The 13,777-nt window shown below is 59.5% G+C and carries 12 protein-coding genes and 1 tRNA gene; 10 read left to right on the top strand and 3 right to left on the bottom strand.

Translation table 11 applies throughout. The features are described from left to right. The first annotated feature begins 37 nt into the window (after positions 1–37). The 5 genes from ACIQV9_RS26335 (at position 38) to ACIQV9_RS26315 (ending at position 3,883) form a co-directional block, all read left to right on the top strand. Positions 38–598, top strand: coding sequence for a YbhB/YbcL family Raf kinase inhibitor-like protein (locus tag ACIQV9_RS26335; RefSeq protein WP_403107694.1), 561 nt, complete (start codon positions 38–40; stop codon positions 596–598). An 88-nt stretch (positions 599–686) separates the two neighbouring features. Beyond that, positions 687–2,399: a von Willebrand factor type A domain-containing protein gene (locus ACIQV9_RS26330; RefSeq protein ID WP_403107692.1), complete on the top strand. Its 1,713-nt coding sequence runs from the start codon at positions 687–689 to the stop codon at positions 2,397–2,399. 1 nt (position 2,400) lies between these two features. Next, the gene (locus ACIQV9_RS26325) at positions 2,401–2,967 is read left to right on the top strand and encodes an RNA polymerase sigma factor (RefSeq protein WP_403107690.1); all 567 of its coding nucleotides are present in this window, start codon (positions 2,401–2,403) and stop codon (positions 2,965–2,967) included. Further along, the gene (locus tag ACIQV9_RS26320; RefSeq protein ID WP_403107688.1) at positions 2,964–3,596 is read left to right on the top strand and encodes a hypothetical protein; all 633 of its coding nucleotides are present in this window, start codon (positions 2,964–2,966) and stop codon (positions 3,594–3,596) included. The genes ACIQV9_RS26325 and ACIQV9_RS26320 overlap by 4 nt, the downstream gene beginning before the upstream one ends. Positions 3,597–3,616: 20 nt before the next feature. Then, positions 3,617–3,883 (top strand): hypothetical protein, encoded by a 267-nt coding sequence (locus tag ACIQV9_RS26315; protein ID WP_403107686.1) that lies wholly within the window; start codon positions 3,617–3,619, stop codon positions 3,881–3,883. 148 nt (positions 3,884–4,031) lie between these two features. Here the strand turns inward: ACIQV9_RS26315 and ACIQV9_RS26310 are convergent. After that, positions 4,032–4,108: transfer RNA gene (locus ACIQV9_RS26310), tRNA-Arg, on the bottom strand. Between the two features lie 349 nt (positions 4,109–4,457). Here ACIQV9_RS26310 and gabD point away from each other — a divergent pair. The 3 genes from gabD to ACIQV9_RS26295 all read left to right on the top strand — a co-directional run bounded on the left by gabD (position 4,458) and on the right by ACIQV9_RS26295 (position 8,718). Then, the gene (gabD, locus tag ACIQV9_RS26305) at positions 4,458–5,900 is read left to right on the top strand and encodes an NADP-dependent succinate-semialdehyde dehydrogenase (RefSeq protein WP_403107684.1); all 1,443 of its coding nucleotides are present in this window, start codon (positions 4,458–4,460) and stop codon (positions 5,898–5,900) included. Between the two features lie 186 nt (positions 5,901–6,086). Beyond that, entirely contained in the window at positions 6,087–7,364 is a 1,278-nt protein-coding gene (gabT, locus tag ACIQV9_RS26300; RefSeq protein ID WP_403107682.1) for a 4-aminobutyrate--2-oxoglutarate transaminase, read from the top strand. A 139-nt stretch (positions 7,365–7,503) separates the two neighbouring features. Further along, on the top strand, positions 7,504–8,718 hold the full coding sequence (locus ACIQV9_RS26295) for an HDOD domain-containing protein (RefSeq protein ID WP_403107680.1): 1,215 nt from the start codon (positions 7,504–7,506) through the stop codon (positions 8,716–8,718). Between the two features lie 43 nt (positions 8,719–8,761). Here ACIQV9_RS26295 and ACIQV9_RS26290 read toward each other — a convergent pair whose 3' ends face one another. Both ACIQV9_RS26290 and desA read right to left on the bottom strand, forming a co-directional pair. Next, a complete protein-coding gene (locus ACIQV9_RS26290) occupies positions 8,762–9,751 on the bottom strand; it encodes a GGDEF domain-containing protein (RefSeq protein WP_403107678.1) in 990 nt (329 codons plus the stop codon). A gap of 273 nt (positions 9,752–10,024) precedes the next feature. Next, positions 10,025–11,209, bottom strand: a complete 1,185-nt coding sequence (gene desA, locus ACIQV9_RS26285; RefSeq protein ID WP_403107676.1) for a delta-9 fatty acid desaturase DesA — start codon at positions 11,207–11,209, stop codon at positions 10,025–10,027. 146 nt (positions 11,210–11,355) lie between these two features. Between desA and dibA the strand changes: the two genes are divergently transcribed. After that, positions 11,356–13,275, top strand: coding sequence for a phosphodiesterase DibA (gene dibA, locus ACIQV9_RS26280; protein WP_403107674.1), 1,920 nt, complete (start codon positions 11,356–11,358; stop codon positions 13,273–13,275). A 271-nt stretch (positions 13,276–13,546) separates the two neighbouring features. Next, on the top strand, positions 13,547–13,729 hold the full coding sequence (oscA, locus tag ACIQV9_RS26275) for a sulfur starvation response protein OscA (RefSeq protein ID WP_007945260.1): 183 nt from the start codon (positions 13,547–13,549) through the stop codon (positions 13,727–13,729). Positions 13,730–13,777: the final 48 nt, after the last annotated feature.

Here is a 13,777-nt window from a genome sequence, read left to right as displayed (position 1 = left end):
GGCCGACGAAGGCCCCATCCGCACAAGGTGCTCCGGAATGACCCGATTGACCTCTCTGAACCCTTGGCTGGCGGCCGTTGCAGTCGCCTTTTGCGTGCAATTTGCGGCGCAGGCCCAGGAGCGTTTCACCGTCAGCATTCCCGGTGTTTCGGATAACCGCCTGTTCACCTCGGCAGCGGCCAGCGACGCCAGCGGCTGCGGCGGCAAGAACCAGTCCCCGGCCCTGAACTGGAACGCCGGCCCACAGGGAACCTTGAGCTACGCCATCGTCATGCACGACCCGGACGGCCAGAAAGGCTTGGGCGTCGATCACTGGATTCACTACGGCATCAAGGCCACGACCCGCCAGATCCCGGCCGGTGTGGGCGCCAAATCCGCGCTCGAAGGCGTGAGCGGCAGCAACAGCAAAGGCACCACCGGCTACATCGGTCCTTGCCCGCCTGTCGGCGACAGCTCCCACCACTACATCATCCAGCTCTATGCCCTCGATTTGGCTCCGGACGCTTTGCCTGCCGGCCTGACCCGCGCGCAGCTGATGGAAAAAATCAAAGGCCATGTGCTGAGGAACAGCAGCGTAGTGCGGCGTTATCACCGCTGAGGTTTTTTTCACTGCGGCTTAACCCGAACCGATTCGGCTGTCCGTCTCAGAGGATGAATGGATCAATTTCCTCCTGAGGTCAGCCCCCATGTCCCTCCCTCTGCATTTCCTCCGCCCGGCCGCCCAGGGTTTCGCCGTCGGGCTGCTCCTGGCCGTTGCCGGTTGCGGCGTTTCCTCTAAACCTGAGTCCGCGTCGGTGCCGCCACCGGCTCAAGGTGCAATGAAGACTGAGGCGCTGGTGCGCAACGAGTCCGTTGCGGCGGATGCCTCGATGGCCAAACGCAGCGTTCGTCCGGCCCCCATCACAGGCTATGCGCCGATGCCGGCGGGCGAGGCATACCCGCAGGGTTATCGGGATGAGCAGCGCGAGCAATATCAGGCACTGGCGGATAACCCGATTCACAGCGTGGCCGAGACACCGGTCTCGACTTTCAGCGCCGACGTCGATACCGGCGCCTATGCCAATGTCCGCCGCTTGCTGAATCAGGGACGCCTGCCGCCCGAAGGCGCGGTGCGACTGGAAGAAATGGTCAATTACTTTCCCTATGACTACGCGTTGCCCACCGATGGCTCGCCTTTCGGCGTGACCACCGAACTGGCGCCGTCACCGTGGAATCCGCATACCCGTTTGTTGCGTATCGGCATCAAGGCTTCGGACCGTGCGGTAGCGGAACTGGCCCCGGCCAACCTGGTGTTTCTGGTGGACGTGTCCGGCTCGATGGACCGTCGCGAAGGTTTGCCGCTGGTCAAAAGCACCCTGAAATTGGTGGTCGATCAACTGCGCGAACAGGACCGGGTTTCGTTGGTGGTCTACGCCGGCGATTCACGGGTGGTACTGGAACCGACTTCCGGACGAGAAAAAGCGAAGATTCGTACAGCCATCGATCAACTTACTGCGGGCGGCTCGACCGCCGGAGCGTCGGGCATCGAACTGGCCTATCAGATGGCGCAGCAGGCCTTCATCGCCAAAGGCATCAACCGCATCCTGTTAGCCACGGACGGTGACTTCAACGTCGGCATCAGCGACTTCGACAGCCTCAAGCAAATGGCTGTGGATAAACGCAAGACCGGCGTTTCCCTGACCACGCTGGGTTTTGGTGTGGATAACTACAATGAACACCTGATGGAACAACTGGCCGACGCCGGCGATGGCAACTACGCCTACATCGACAACCTGCGCGAGGCCCGCAAAGTGCTGGTAGATCAGCTCGGTTCAACCCTTGCGGTGGTGGCCAAGAACGTGAAGCTGCAAGTGGAGTTCAACCCGGCGCAGGTCAGCGAATATCGGCTGCTGGGGTATGAGAACCGGGCGTTGAAGCGTGAGGATTTCAGCAACGACAAAGTCGATGCCGGAGAAATCGGTGCAGGACACACGGTGACGGCGCTGTACGAAATCGTGCCCAAGGGCGAGAAGGGCTGGCTGGAGCCGCTGCGATACGGCAAGTCTGAGTCGGTGGCTTCCGGTACAACCGGGGAATTGGCGATGCTGCGTGTGCGATATCAGTTGCCGAAAGGTGGGAACAGTCGCTTGATCGAGCGGCCAATTGCAGGTGATTCGGTCGGCAAAGCCAGTGATGACCTGCGATTTGCGGCGGCCGTGGCAGCGTTTTCCCAGCAGCTCAAGGACGGGCGTTACACCGGTGATTTCAGCCTGAAGGACACCGAGGCCTTGGCGCGCGGTGCACGTGGCGACGACCGATTCGGTCTGCGGGCAGAGTTCGTGCAGTTGGTAGAGTTGGCGCAGAGCCTGCGGACCACCACCGCCTCCAAAAGTGAGCCGCATAAAGGAGATTACAACTGACATGTCAGCGCCTGAACCGAGCGACGAATCGCTGCTGGCCCGGTATCGCGCAGGCGACGGGCCAGCGTTCGAGATGTTGTACGCCCGTCATCGCCAGGGCCTCTATCGATTCCTCTTCGGTTTGAGCGGCAAGCCCGAACTGGCCGAAGAGGTTTACCAGGACACCTGGCTGAGCCTGATCCGCAGCACCAGTCAGCCACAAGGCCGGGCGAATTTTCGTACGTGGCTCTTTCAGATTGCCCGCAACCGATTGATCGATCACTGGCGCAAACATGGCATTCACAACCCTTTGCACGACAGCTATAACGAGCAGATCCACGCCGTGATGGATGAGGCGACCGATCCAGAGCAGCTGCTGAGCCTGAGCCGCGACAGCCAACGCCTCGAAATCGCCCTGCAAAACCTGCCCGCCGATCAGCGCGAAGTCTTCCTGCTCCGCGCCCACGGCGATCTCGACCTGCCGCAGATCGCCGCCCTCACAGAAACACCCCTGGAAACCGTCAAGAGTCGCTTGCGCTACGCCCAGCAAAAATTGCGTCGGCTGCTGGCCGAGGAGGTACTGACATGACTGACGCCCGCAAAACACCGGAAGACGATGTGGTGAAGCATTTCCGTGAACATGCGACTGGCGAGCCGCCGGCTCATCTGGATGCATTCATTCTGGCCACCGCACACCGTGAAGCGCCCGCGCCGAAACCGAACCTGTGGCAGCGCTGGGTCCAGGCTTGCCAGAAACCTCGTTGGCAGGTCGCATTCGCCAGTCTTGTTGGCGTCGCCCTGATGCTGGCGCTGGTGCAACGTGCGCCCGAGCAAGTGCCCACCTACGATTCCACCCCGGCGCCCAAGACTTCGTCTTTTGCGGCCAAGAAAGAAGCCGCCGAAGCGCCTGCATCGGTTGCTCGTTCCCTGTCGGCCCCAGCCGGCGCAATGTCCGCACCAGCACCTGCGGCACCAATGGCCGATTTGGCTGCTCCGGCACAGAGCGAATCGATCAGCGCTGACATGGCGGAAGAATCAAAAATGAGCAAACGCCCAGCGGAGGCTCCGGCGAAGTTTATCGACGACCAGTTACGAGAAGTGATCCGCTTGCAAAATGCCGGTCAGACCAAAGCGGCAGACGACCTGATGGCGACGCTGCACAAACGCTTTCCCATGGAGAATCTTGCTGTCCGACTCAAGAATCTACAGAAAAACTGAGGCGCAAAGCGGTCGGCCATTTGGCAACGACACCCGAAAGCGCGCACTATCGGCCTATAGCCGATGCGTTGGAGGATGCCGTGGCAAAAAAAATCGACCGCATCGCCCAAATGCTCAACTGCCCGGAAAAGGGCGAGGAATTGCGGCGAGCAGTGACGGAGAGTCGTAAGGAGTTTCTTCTGGCGAAGCAGGCAGAAGAGGCGCTGGAGGAAGACGTCCTTGATGATGAAGAGGTTGAGGACGAAGAGGATGATGAGTACGACGAGTTTGATTGGACGACTGAATGAAAAAACCGCTTAGGCGGTTTTTGACCGATGCAGTAGTTCGGTTAAACCGAACTACTGCATCTGTACTCAGCACGCCTTGGTCAGAGCGAACCAGCACCCACAAAAAAGCCCCAGACCCTAGATCTGAGGCTTTCTCGTTTCTACTATATGGTGCACCAGGCGGGATTCGAACCCACGACCCCTGCCTTCGGAGGGCAGTACTCTATCCAGCTGAGCTACTGGTGCAAGCGGGCGCCATGATACTCATATGCACTGCGGGCGTCCATGCTGCTGAATCGACTGCGGTTTTAGCAACCGTAACAACCGTTTGCTACGTTGATCAGAAAAAATAGGCAAATGCGCCGTTTTCGTTCTTTTTTTCGAACGCCCTATTGTCCTTTCCCGGCATTGATCCTAGGATTCGTTCGAGATTTCAAACGCTCTTGTCTGGGTGCTGAACCGCACGAGTTTCGAACAGTGCGCTATTTATGTGCTTCAGCCCGGTGAATGATTTCCCTGACGGCAGCCTATAAGGCGCCTTTCTACAATCATAATTCGCTCCGCGCTGGTCGCGGTGCTGTTAAGGAAAGCCGACATGCAGCTTAAAGACACCCAGTTGTTCCGCCAGCAAGCCTTTATCGATGGCGCTTGGGTCGATGCGGACAATGGTCAGACGATCAAGGTCAACAACCCGGCAACGGGCGAAATTCTGGGCACCGTGCCGAAAATGGGCGCTGCCGAAACCCGCCGTGCAATCGAAGCCGCTGACAAAGCGCTGCCGGCCTGGCGTGCACTGACCGCCAAGGACCGTGCGAACAAACTGCGTCGCTGGTTCGAACTGATCATCGAGAACCAGGACGACCTCGCTCGCCTGATGACCCTGGAGCAGGGCAAGCCATTGGCCGAAGCCAAGGGCGAAATCGTTTACGCCGCTTCCTTTATCGAGTGGTTCGCCGAAGAAGCCAAGCGCATCTACGGTGACGTGATTCCGGGCCACCAGCCAGACAAGCGCCTGATCGTGATCAAGCAGCCGATCGGCGTGACTGCTGCTATCACCCCGTGGAACTTCCCGGCCGCGATGATCACCCGTAAAGCCGGCCCGGCCCTGGCTGCCGGCTGCACCATGGTGCTCAAGCCTGCTTCGCAAACTCCATTCTCCGCATTCGCGTTGGCTGAACTGGCCCAGCGTGCCGGCATTCCTGCCGGTGTGTTCAGCGTTGTGACCGGCAGCGCCGGCGACATCGGCAGCGAGCTGACCAGCAACCCGATCGTGCGTAAATTGTCCTTCACTGGCTCGACCGAAATCGGTCGTCAGTTGATGGCTGAATGCGCCAAGGACATCAAGAAAGTGTCCCTGGAACTGGGCGGCAACGCGCCGTTCATCGTGTTCGACGACGCGGACCTGGATAAGGCCGTCGAAGGCGCGATCATTTCCAAGTACCGCAACAACGGCCAGACCTGCGTCTGCGCCAACCGTCTGTACATTCAGGATTCGGTCTACGACGCGTTCGCCGAGAAGCTGAAAGTGGCCGTGGCCAAACTCAAGATCGGTAACGGTCTGGAAGAAGGCACCACCACTGGCCCGCTGATCGACGAAAAAGCCGTGGCCAAGGTTCAAGAGCACATTGCTGACGCGATCAGCAAAGGCGCAACCGTGCTGGCGGGTGGCAAGGTCATGGAAGGCAACTTCTTCGAGCCGACCATCCTGACCAACGTGCCGAAGAACGCTGCCGTGGCCAAGGAAGAAACCTTCGGTCCATTGGCGCCGCTGTTCCGCTTCAAAGACGAAGCCGAAGTGATTGCGATGTCCAACGACACCGAGTTCGGTCTGGCTTCGTACTTCTATGCTCGCGACCTGGGTCGTGTGTTCCGTGTGGCGGAAGCCCTGGAATACGGCATGGTCGGCGTCAACACCGGGTTGATCTCCAACGAAGTCGCGCCGTTCGGCGGCATCAAGGCGTCGGGCCTGGGCCGTGAAGGCTCCAAGTACGGCATCGAAGATTACCTGGAAATCAAATACCTCTGCCTGGGCATTTAACAAGCCCGGCTAGGCATTGCTTCAAGTGGAAAGGGCACGAGAGCGCTGTCCCTTTCTGCGCTTCAAACGGAATTTTCTCTGTGGCCGGGAAAGCTGTGGCAGTCGATCATCGCATGCTGCCGTAGTTGCCTCCCCGCCGCATTTTCCTTGAGCCACGCCGCCCGATGAGCGGTGAATGAGGACTTTATGAGCAAGACTAACGCATCCCTGATGAAACGCCGCGAAGCCGCTGTACCCCGCGGTGTTGGCCAGATTCACCCGATCTTCGCCGAGTCCGCGAAGAACGCCACCGTGACCGACGTTGAAGGTCGCGAGTTCATCGACTTCGCCGGCGGTATCGCCGTGCTGAACACCGGTCACGTGCACCCGAAAATCATCGCTGCCGTCACCGAACAGCTGAACAAGCTGACCCACACTTGCTTCCAGGTACTGGCTTACGAGCCGTACGTAGAAGTGTGCGAAAAAATCAACGCCAAGGTGCCGGGTGATTTCGACAAGAAAACCCTGCTAGTGACCACCGGCTCCGAAGCCGTGGAAAACTCCATCAAGATCGCCCGTGCCGCCACTGGCCGCGCTGGCGTGATCGCTTTCACCGGCGCTTACCACGGTCGCACCATGATGACCCTGGGCCTGACCGGTAAAGTCGTGCCTTACTCGGCCGGCATGGGCCTGATGCCAGGCGGCATCTTCCGCGCGCTGTACCCGAACGAATTGCACGGTGTGAGCGTCGACGACTCGATCGCCAGCATCGAACGCATCTTCAAGAACGACGCCGAGCCGCGTGACATCGCTGCCATCATCATCGAGCCGGTTCAGGGCGAAGGTGGTTTCTACGTTGCGCCTAAAGAGTTCATGAAGCGTCTGCGCGCTTTGTGTGACCAGCACGGCATCCTGTTGATCGCTGACGAAGTGCAAACCGGCGCTGGCCGTACCGGCACGTTCTTCGCCATGGAACAGATGGGCGTTGCTGCCGACCTGACCACCTTCGCCAAATCCATCGCTGGCGGCTTCCCGTTGGCCGGTGTGTGCGGCAAGGCCGAATACATGGACGCCATTGCTCCAGGCGGCCTGGGCGGTACTTACGCCGGTAGCCCGATCGCTTGCGCCGCGGCTCTGGCCGTGATGGAAGTGTTCGAAGAAGAGCACCTGCTGGACCGTTGCAAGGCAGTCGGCGAGCGTCTGGTGACTGGCCTCAAAGCCATTCAGGCCAAATACCCGGTGATCGGCGAAGTCCGTGCCCTGGGCGCGATGATCGCGGTCGAGCTGTTCGTCGACGGTGATAGCCACAAGCCGAACGCTGCCGCGGTGGCGTCGGTGGTGGCCAAGGCTCGTGACAAGGGTCTGATCCTGCTGTCCTGCGGCACTTACGGCAACGTTCTGCGCGTCCTGGTACCGCTGACCTCGCCGGACGAGCAGTTGGACAAAGGTCTGGCAATCATCGAAGAGTGCTTCTCGGAACTCTGATCTAAAATGCTCACCATGAGTGTGTGAGCTGATCGACCAAAAACCCGCTTCGGCGGGTTTTTTTGTCCCCGAGACAAACCGCACCGTTCCGAACGGCCAGCATTGACTAAGGTACAAGCATCGCAAAGGGAGTATGCAGATGACCGCTGTGGTTTTACCTGCTGTACCGCGTGTGTTGATTGCCGAGGCTGATCCGTGGTCTCGGGACCTGCTCAAACAAGTGTTGTTGAGCGTGCGCTGCGACGCACGGCTTGATCTGTGTGCCGATGGTCAGGAAGCGCTGCACCTGTTGGCGGAAAATCCTTACGACTTGGTGATCGTCGACTGGGAGCTGCCCGGCGTCGATGGTTTGAATGTCTTGCGCAACGTCCGCCAGCGCAAACGCAATCCGCCGCTGCCCTTCATTTTGATGAGCAGCCGCAACGACAGCGCCAGTGTGCGCGAAGCCTTGCCCCTGGCCCCCACGGCGTACCTGACCAAGCCCCTGAACATGGAAAGCCTGACCCAGCGTCTGCAGGATCTGCTGCTGAACGCCGGTGAAGAGGTTTACTGTGAAATGCCGACGTTGGCGGCTGGCATGACCTTGTCGGTGTATCTGCAGCGCCGTCGCGAACTGGCGGAGGGGGCACCGCTGATGGCCGATGTGCAGGTGGCGGTCAAAGCCAGCCTGAATACCCGAGGTCTTGACCTCGTGCGGCTGGAAGAGGAAATCCGCACTGACCCGCACATCACCGCTGTGCTGATCGCGGCGTCTAACAGCGCGGCGCTGCACGTTGGCGATGCGGTCCAGACCTTGTCTCAGGCGCTGCACCGCTTGGGTTCCGCGCAAAGCATGAACCTGATCCTGGGGTTGGCGCTCAAGCGCAGTGCCCGGCTCAGCGATCCGTTCCTGGCGGACTATGCCGAGCGTTTCTGGGACTTGTCGCTGCATACCGCCGAATACGCCCGCACGCTGGCGCGGTTGCTGGATCTGGATCAGGAGCGCTGTTATTGCGCGGGCATGCTGCATTGCCTCGGTGACCTTGCGTTGCTGATGTGTTTGCAGGAATGGAAGCAGGCCGGTGGCGAGCTGGATGAATGGGAGGAGGTGGGCAATGCCTTGGCCGAGTTCGGTGCAGCCTACGGTTCGGCACTGCGAACTCGCTGGCGGCTGCCGCTGGAGTTGCGAGAGCTGATTGCAGCGACCTACCAGCTCGGTGGCGGGGTTTACTCCCGAGAAGCGCTGGTGATGAACATGGCCGCGCAATTGGCGCGCCTGACCGAGCATGAGGGCGTTGAGGCGTTGGCGAAGAGCCGGACTGCGCGGTTGCTCAAGATCGGCTTGCCGGAATTGATGCGCCTGCGCAAAAAATAAGCGTCACACGAAACCTGTGGGAGCGGGCTTTGTGTTGGATTTATTACACGGAAATGATGCGGTTTTTGCCCTGGCGCTTGGCTTCATACATCGCTGCATCCGCGCGGGCGAACACGCTGTCGAGGGAATCGTCCTGCGCCGTCAGGCTGGTCAAGCCCTGGCTGACGGTGATACCGAACGTCTGGTCGTCATGGCTGAAGCTCAATTGCTGAATCTGCCGTTGCAGGCGCTCGGCGACTTGCATGGCCATATCGGGTGCGCAACCGGGGAACACCGCTGCGAACTCCTCACCCCCGATCCGCCCGAATACATCTCCCCGGCGTAATGCGGCATGACCGCTCTCGGCGATTCGTTGCAGTACGTTGTCGCCAGCTTGATGACCGTAGGTGTCGTTGACCACTTTGAAGTCATCGATGTCCAGCAACAGGAACGCCATTGGTGCGCCTTGCTTGCGCGCCTGCGCAAACTCGCGCTGGGCGCATTCGAAGAAATGTCGGCGATTGCTGCTTTGCGTCAGCACGTCGGTGGTCGCCAGGCGCTGCAACTCGGCCTCCATCCGTTTCTTTTCGGTGATGTCTTCGGCAATGCCGACGATGATCACCGGTTGGCCCGGCTCGGCCTGGCGGTTGATGAAGCATTTGTCGCTGAGCCAGCGCACCTGGCCGTCGGCGGCGATGATGCGGTATTCGCGGTCTTCAACGGCGCCTTTGACCAGCACTTCAGCGAGGCTGCGCTCGGCGTAGTCCAGGTCATCGGGGTAAATGCTGTCGCGCCATTCGTTGTAATCGGACAGCAAACTGCCGGCGGAGCGACCGAAAATCCGCTCATAGGCCGGGCTGACGTAGAGCACCTGACGGGTTTCCCAGTTGAAGGCCCAAAGCACTGCGTTGACGCTCACCAGCAGGGAGCTGAACAGTTGTTCGCGTTCGCTCAGGCGCGCTACTTCGCTTTGGGCGTGCATCAGCGCCATCAGGGTTTGAGCAGTGTCGGGCGATTGAGCGAAGGATGCGTCTTGCAGGTTTTTGGGGACCATTGGGACAACTCTCAAAGGGCGTGCGCCGCTTGAGGTTCGAAAGCGGCAACAACGAAGCCCGCCGGGGTGTGGCGAAGTGTCTTTGAGATAGGGGATTTGGAGATTGGTTCCCGCTCTGGGTGGCGAGGGGGCTTGCTCCCGCCGGGCGGTCGTGACGACGCGTTTTTTCAGTTAAAACGCGTCGTCAGATTTTGCGGCGACTTCGTCGCCGAACGGGGGCAAGCCCCCTCGCCACAGGCAAGCTCCCTTGCTACAGGCAAACCCTTCGCAGGGTCAGACAGCGGCAGGGCGCAGGGAGTAGGTTTTCAGCTGGTCGGCGAAGTCGCGCAGGGATTGAATCCCGCTGGCTTCAGCTTCGTGAACCCATTCCTTGATGGCGGCCAGCATGTCATGACCATTTGAGCTGGTCTTGACCCAGATCTGCTGCAAGGCCAGGCGTTTCTCGTAAATTACCTTCAGCGCCTGGCTGTGCTCGAGCATGGTCTGGATGCGCAGGTGGTGTTTATCGTCCAGCAGGCTGGTTTCCCGCGAAAGCAGACGCTTGGCCCGGTGGAACTGGTGACGGACCGAGTGATCGACCTTTTCCAGCTCTTGCTTGACCAGCGGCGCGATCACCAATTTGCGGTATTGGGCCATGATCTGGAAGCGGTTGTTGAGGATCGCCATGGCGGTGTCCATGTCCAGGTTGCCTTTGCCTTCGACGCGGTGGGCGATCGGCGCAACCCGCTGGACCTTGGCCATGCGGAAGAAACTGAAGACCTGGATCCAGGCCCAACCGAGGTCGAACTCCCACTTCTTCACCGACAATTTTGCCGAGTTAGGGTAGGTGTGATGGTTGTTATGCAGTTCTTCGCCGCCGATCAGGATGCCCCAAGGCACCAGGTTGGTCGCCGCGTCGCGGCATTCGAAGTTGCGGTAACCGATGGCATGGCCCAGGCCATTGACCACACCGGCGGCCCACACCGGGATCCACATCATCTGGATGGCCCAGATGGTGATGCCGATGGTGCCGAACAGCAGCAGGTCGATGACCGCCATGATCCCCACGCCCAACAGCGGGAAGCGGCTGTAGAGGTTGCGCTCGATCCAGTCTTCAGGGCAGTTCTTGCCGTAGATGCGCAGGGTCTCCGGGTTTTCCGCTTCGGCGCGGTACAACTCGGCACCTTTGCGCAGAACGGTGGACAGGCCCTTGATGACCGGGCTGTGCGGGTCATCGACGGTTTCGCATTTGGCGTGATGCTTGCGGTGGATAGCGGTCCACTCGCGGGTGTTCTGCGCCGTGGTCAGCCACAGCCAGAAGCGGAAGAAATGTTTCAGGCCAGCATTGAGCTCAAGCGAGCGATGGGCTGAATAACGGTGCAGATAGACCGTGACGCCGACGATCGTCACGTGGGTCATCAGCAGGGTGACTGCCACCAGTGACCAGGGCGACAAGCCGAGAAAACCTTCGTACCACATAGGCTATAGGGCCCTCGATAAAGAAAAAAACAGCCGTTGCATTATCACTAAGCCCACAGATAAAACCAGTCACCCTTTCAGATAAGAGTGGCTGGATGTTTCTTTAACCTATAATCCCATACTTTTCGCAGGGACAAGGACGGCTAATGTCTGCCACTTATCGCCACGCGTTGCGTGCAGCGCTGCTTTATCTGTTGCTTTCCATCGTCTGGCTGCAGCCCAGCGGCTATTTATTGAACAGTTTGTTCGATAGCTCCGACGAGCTGGTGCGGTGGCAACTGATCAACGGTTATGCCTGGATTCTGCTGAGCGCCGGGTTGATTTTCATCGCCCGAGCGCGATTGCTCCGTTGCCTGGGGATCGGCAACACATTGCGTGAGCGTCATGACGACCGCGATCGTTTGCGCCAGGCGGCTGCGGTGTTCGATTGCACGCGTGAAGGTGTGCTGGTCACCGATAGCAACGGGTTGATCGTCCACGTTAACCGGGCGTTCATGGAAATCACCGGTTACTCGCAGGAAGAGGTGCTGGGTCATCGACCGAGCCTGTTCAAGTCGGGCCATCACCCCGCGGATTTTTACCAGACGATGTTCGCGACACTCAACAGCATCGGCGAATGGAGCGGGGAAATCTGGAACCGCCGCAAAAGCGGCGAGATCTATCCGCAATGGCAGACGATCCGCGTCATTCACGACGATCAGGGGCTGCTCAGCCACTACGTCGCGGTGTTTTCCGACATCAGCGCAATCAAGAACTCCGAACATGAACTCAAGCATCTGGCTCATCACGACCCGTTGACGGACCTGCCTAACCGCTTGCTGTTCACCGACCGGACCGAGCAGGCACTGACTTCGGCGCAACTGCACAAGCGTGGCTGTGCGCTACTGATGATCGATCTGGATCATTTCAAGATGATCAACGACAGCCTCGGGCACACGATCGGTGACGAACTGCTCAAAGCCGTGGCCGAGCGTATGCAGGCCATGCTCGGCCCGGAGCTTACGTTGGCGCGACTGGGTGGCGATGAGTTCGCGGTGCTCGCCGAAAGCTGTCCGCAGTTGATGCAGGCGGCGGCGCTGGCGCAGCGGATCATTGATGCTCTCAAAGAGCCGTTCCTGATCGGCGGGCATCAACTGTTTATCAATACCAGCATCGGTATCAGCCTGTTCCCCGGCGATGCCTTGAGTGCCGAACAGCTATTGCGTAACGCTGACTCGGCGCTGTTCAAGGCCAAAAGCGCCGGTCGCGATGGCTACGCCCTGTATACCGAAGAGCTGACAGCTCATGCCCAGAATCGGGTCGAGACAGCCGTTGAGCTGCGCCGAGCGCTGGAACAGCAGGAGCTGCGCGTTTATTACCAGCCGGTTCACGACCTCAGGACCCGTCGCCTGGTGGGCGCCGAGGCGCTGGTGCGCTGGGAGCATCCGCAACGTGGGCTGGTGTCGCCGGCAGAATTCATTCCCATCGCCGAACGCACCGGATTGATCGCGGAGATCGATGCCTGGGTGATGCGCCAGGCTTGTCAGCAAATGTGCTCGTGGCAGCAGGCCGGTGTGGCGTTGTCGTTTATCGCGGTGAACGTCTCGTCTCGATTGTTCGCTCGCCGCGAGCTCTTTCAGCAAGTGGCAAAAGTGCTTCACGAAACCGGGCTCGATCCGGCGTTTCTAGAACTGGAAGTCACCGAGAGCGCGGTAATGGAAGACCCGGAAGTGGCATTGGAGCAGATGCATCGACTGCGCGAGTTGGGTGTGCGGCTGGCCATCGATGATTTCGGCACCGGCTATTCGTCGCTGCTGCGGCTCAAGCGTCTGCCGGTGCAGAAGCTCAAGATCGATCAGGGCTTTGTCGCAGGATTGCCGTGGGATGAGGATGACGCGGCGATCGTGCGGGTGATTATCGCACTGGCGCAAAGCATGGGGATGCAGGTGCACGCCGAAGGGATCGAGCAGGTCGAACAGGCGCGTTTCCTGCTCGAGCACGACTGCGATCTGGGGCAAGGCTACTGGTTTGGGCGACCGGTTCCGGCCGAGCAGCTGGAGTGGGCGCACGCGCCGGAAATTCGCTAAGCCTGAAAAGTTCGCAGCCTCGTTTCACTCGACAGCTCCTACACGGAAATGCGTATGCCTGTAGGAGCTGTCGAGTGAAACGAGGCTGCGATCTTTCGATCTTCAAGCGGCCAAGCGATCGCAAACCCTTGTCCCACCAGATAATCGTTTCTGGTTATATAAACATTCTTAAATAGTCTTTTTAAGAATATCCCCGCGTCTCTACTATTGCTCTCACGCCGCAAGCAGTGCCGCCACTGCCAGGCAACCTCTCAGTTGAAGGAGCAGCACCATGAGCGCATCCCTACGTAGCGTTGACGGTCAAGACGAAGCCACCATCTTGCGTGAGATCCAGAGCGCACTGCGCGACCTGCGTTTTGGCGCCGTGGAAATCACTGTGCACAACGCCCAGGTGGTCCAGATCGAACGCAAAGAAAAATTCCGTTTGCAGAACCCGAGCAACAAACCGAGCTGAAAAAAACCGGCAACCCGCTTCCAGCACACCATAAAAAAAAGCCAACAC

Source organism: Pseudomonas sp. NPDC099000, from assembly GCF_044759925.1.
Taxonomy (GTDB): Bacteria; Pseudomonadota; Gammaproteobacteria; order Pseudomonadales; family Pseudomonadaceae; genus Aquipseudomonas.
This window is presented reverse-complemented; position numbering and strand designations above follow the sequence as displayed.

Excerpts from the sequence above, each read along its gene's own strand:
- ACIQV9_RS26335 (WP_403107694.1), top strand. The coding sequence starts at position 38 with ATGACCCGATTGACCTCTCTGAACCCTTGGCTGGCGGCCGTTGCAGTC.
- ACIQV9_RS26330 (WP_403107692.1), top strand. The coding sequence starts at position 687 with ATGTCCCTCCCTCTGCATTTCCTCCGCCCGGCCGCCCAGGGTTTCGCC.
- ACIQV9_RS26325 (WP_403107690.1), top strand. The coding sequence starts at position 2,401 with ATGTCAGCGCCTGAACCGAGCGACGAATCGCTGCTGGCCCGGTATCGC.
- ACIQV9_RS26320 (WP_403107688.1), top strand. The coding sequence starts at position 2,964 with ATGACTGACGCCCGCAAAACACCGGAAGACGATGTGGTGAAGCATTTC.
- gabD (WP_403107684.1), top strand. The coding sequence starts at position 4,458 with ATGCAGCTTAAAGACACCCAGTTGTTCCGCCAGCAAGCCTTTATCGAT.
- gabT (WP_403107682.1), top strand. The coding sequence starts at position 6,087 with ATGAGCAAGACTAACGCATCCCTGATGAAACGCCGCGAAGCCGCTGTA.
- ACIQV9_RS26295 (WP_403107680.1), top strand. The coding sequence starts at position 7,504 with ATGACCGCTGTGGTTTTACCTGCTGTACCGCGTGTGTTGATTGCCGAG.
- ACIQV9_RS26290 (WP_403107678.1), bottom strand. The coding sequence starts at position 9,751 with ATGGTCCCCAAAAACCTGCAAGACGCATCCTTCGCTCAATCGCCCGAC.
- desA (WP_403107676.1), bottom strand. The coding sequence starts at position 11,209 with ATGTGGTACGAAGGTTTTCTCGGCTTGTCGCCCTGGTCACTGGTGGCA.
- dibA (WP_403107674.1), top strand. The coding sequence starts at position 11,356 with ATGTCTGCCACTTATCGCCACGCGTTGCGTGCAGCGCTGCTTTATCTG.
- oscA (WP_007945260.1), top strand. The coding sequence starts at position 13,547 with ATGAGCGCATCCCTACGTAGCGTTGACGGTCAAGACGAAGCCACCATC.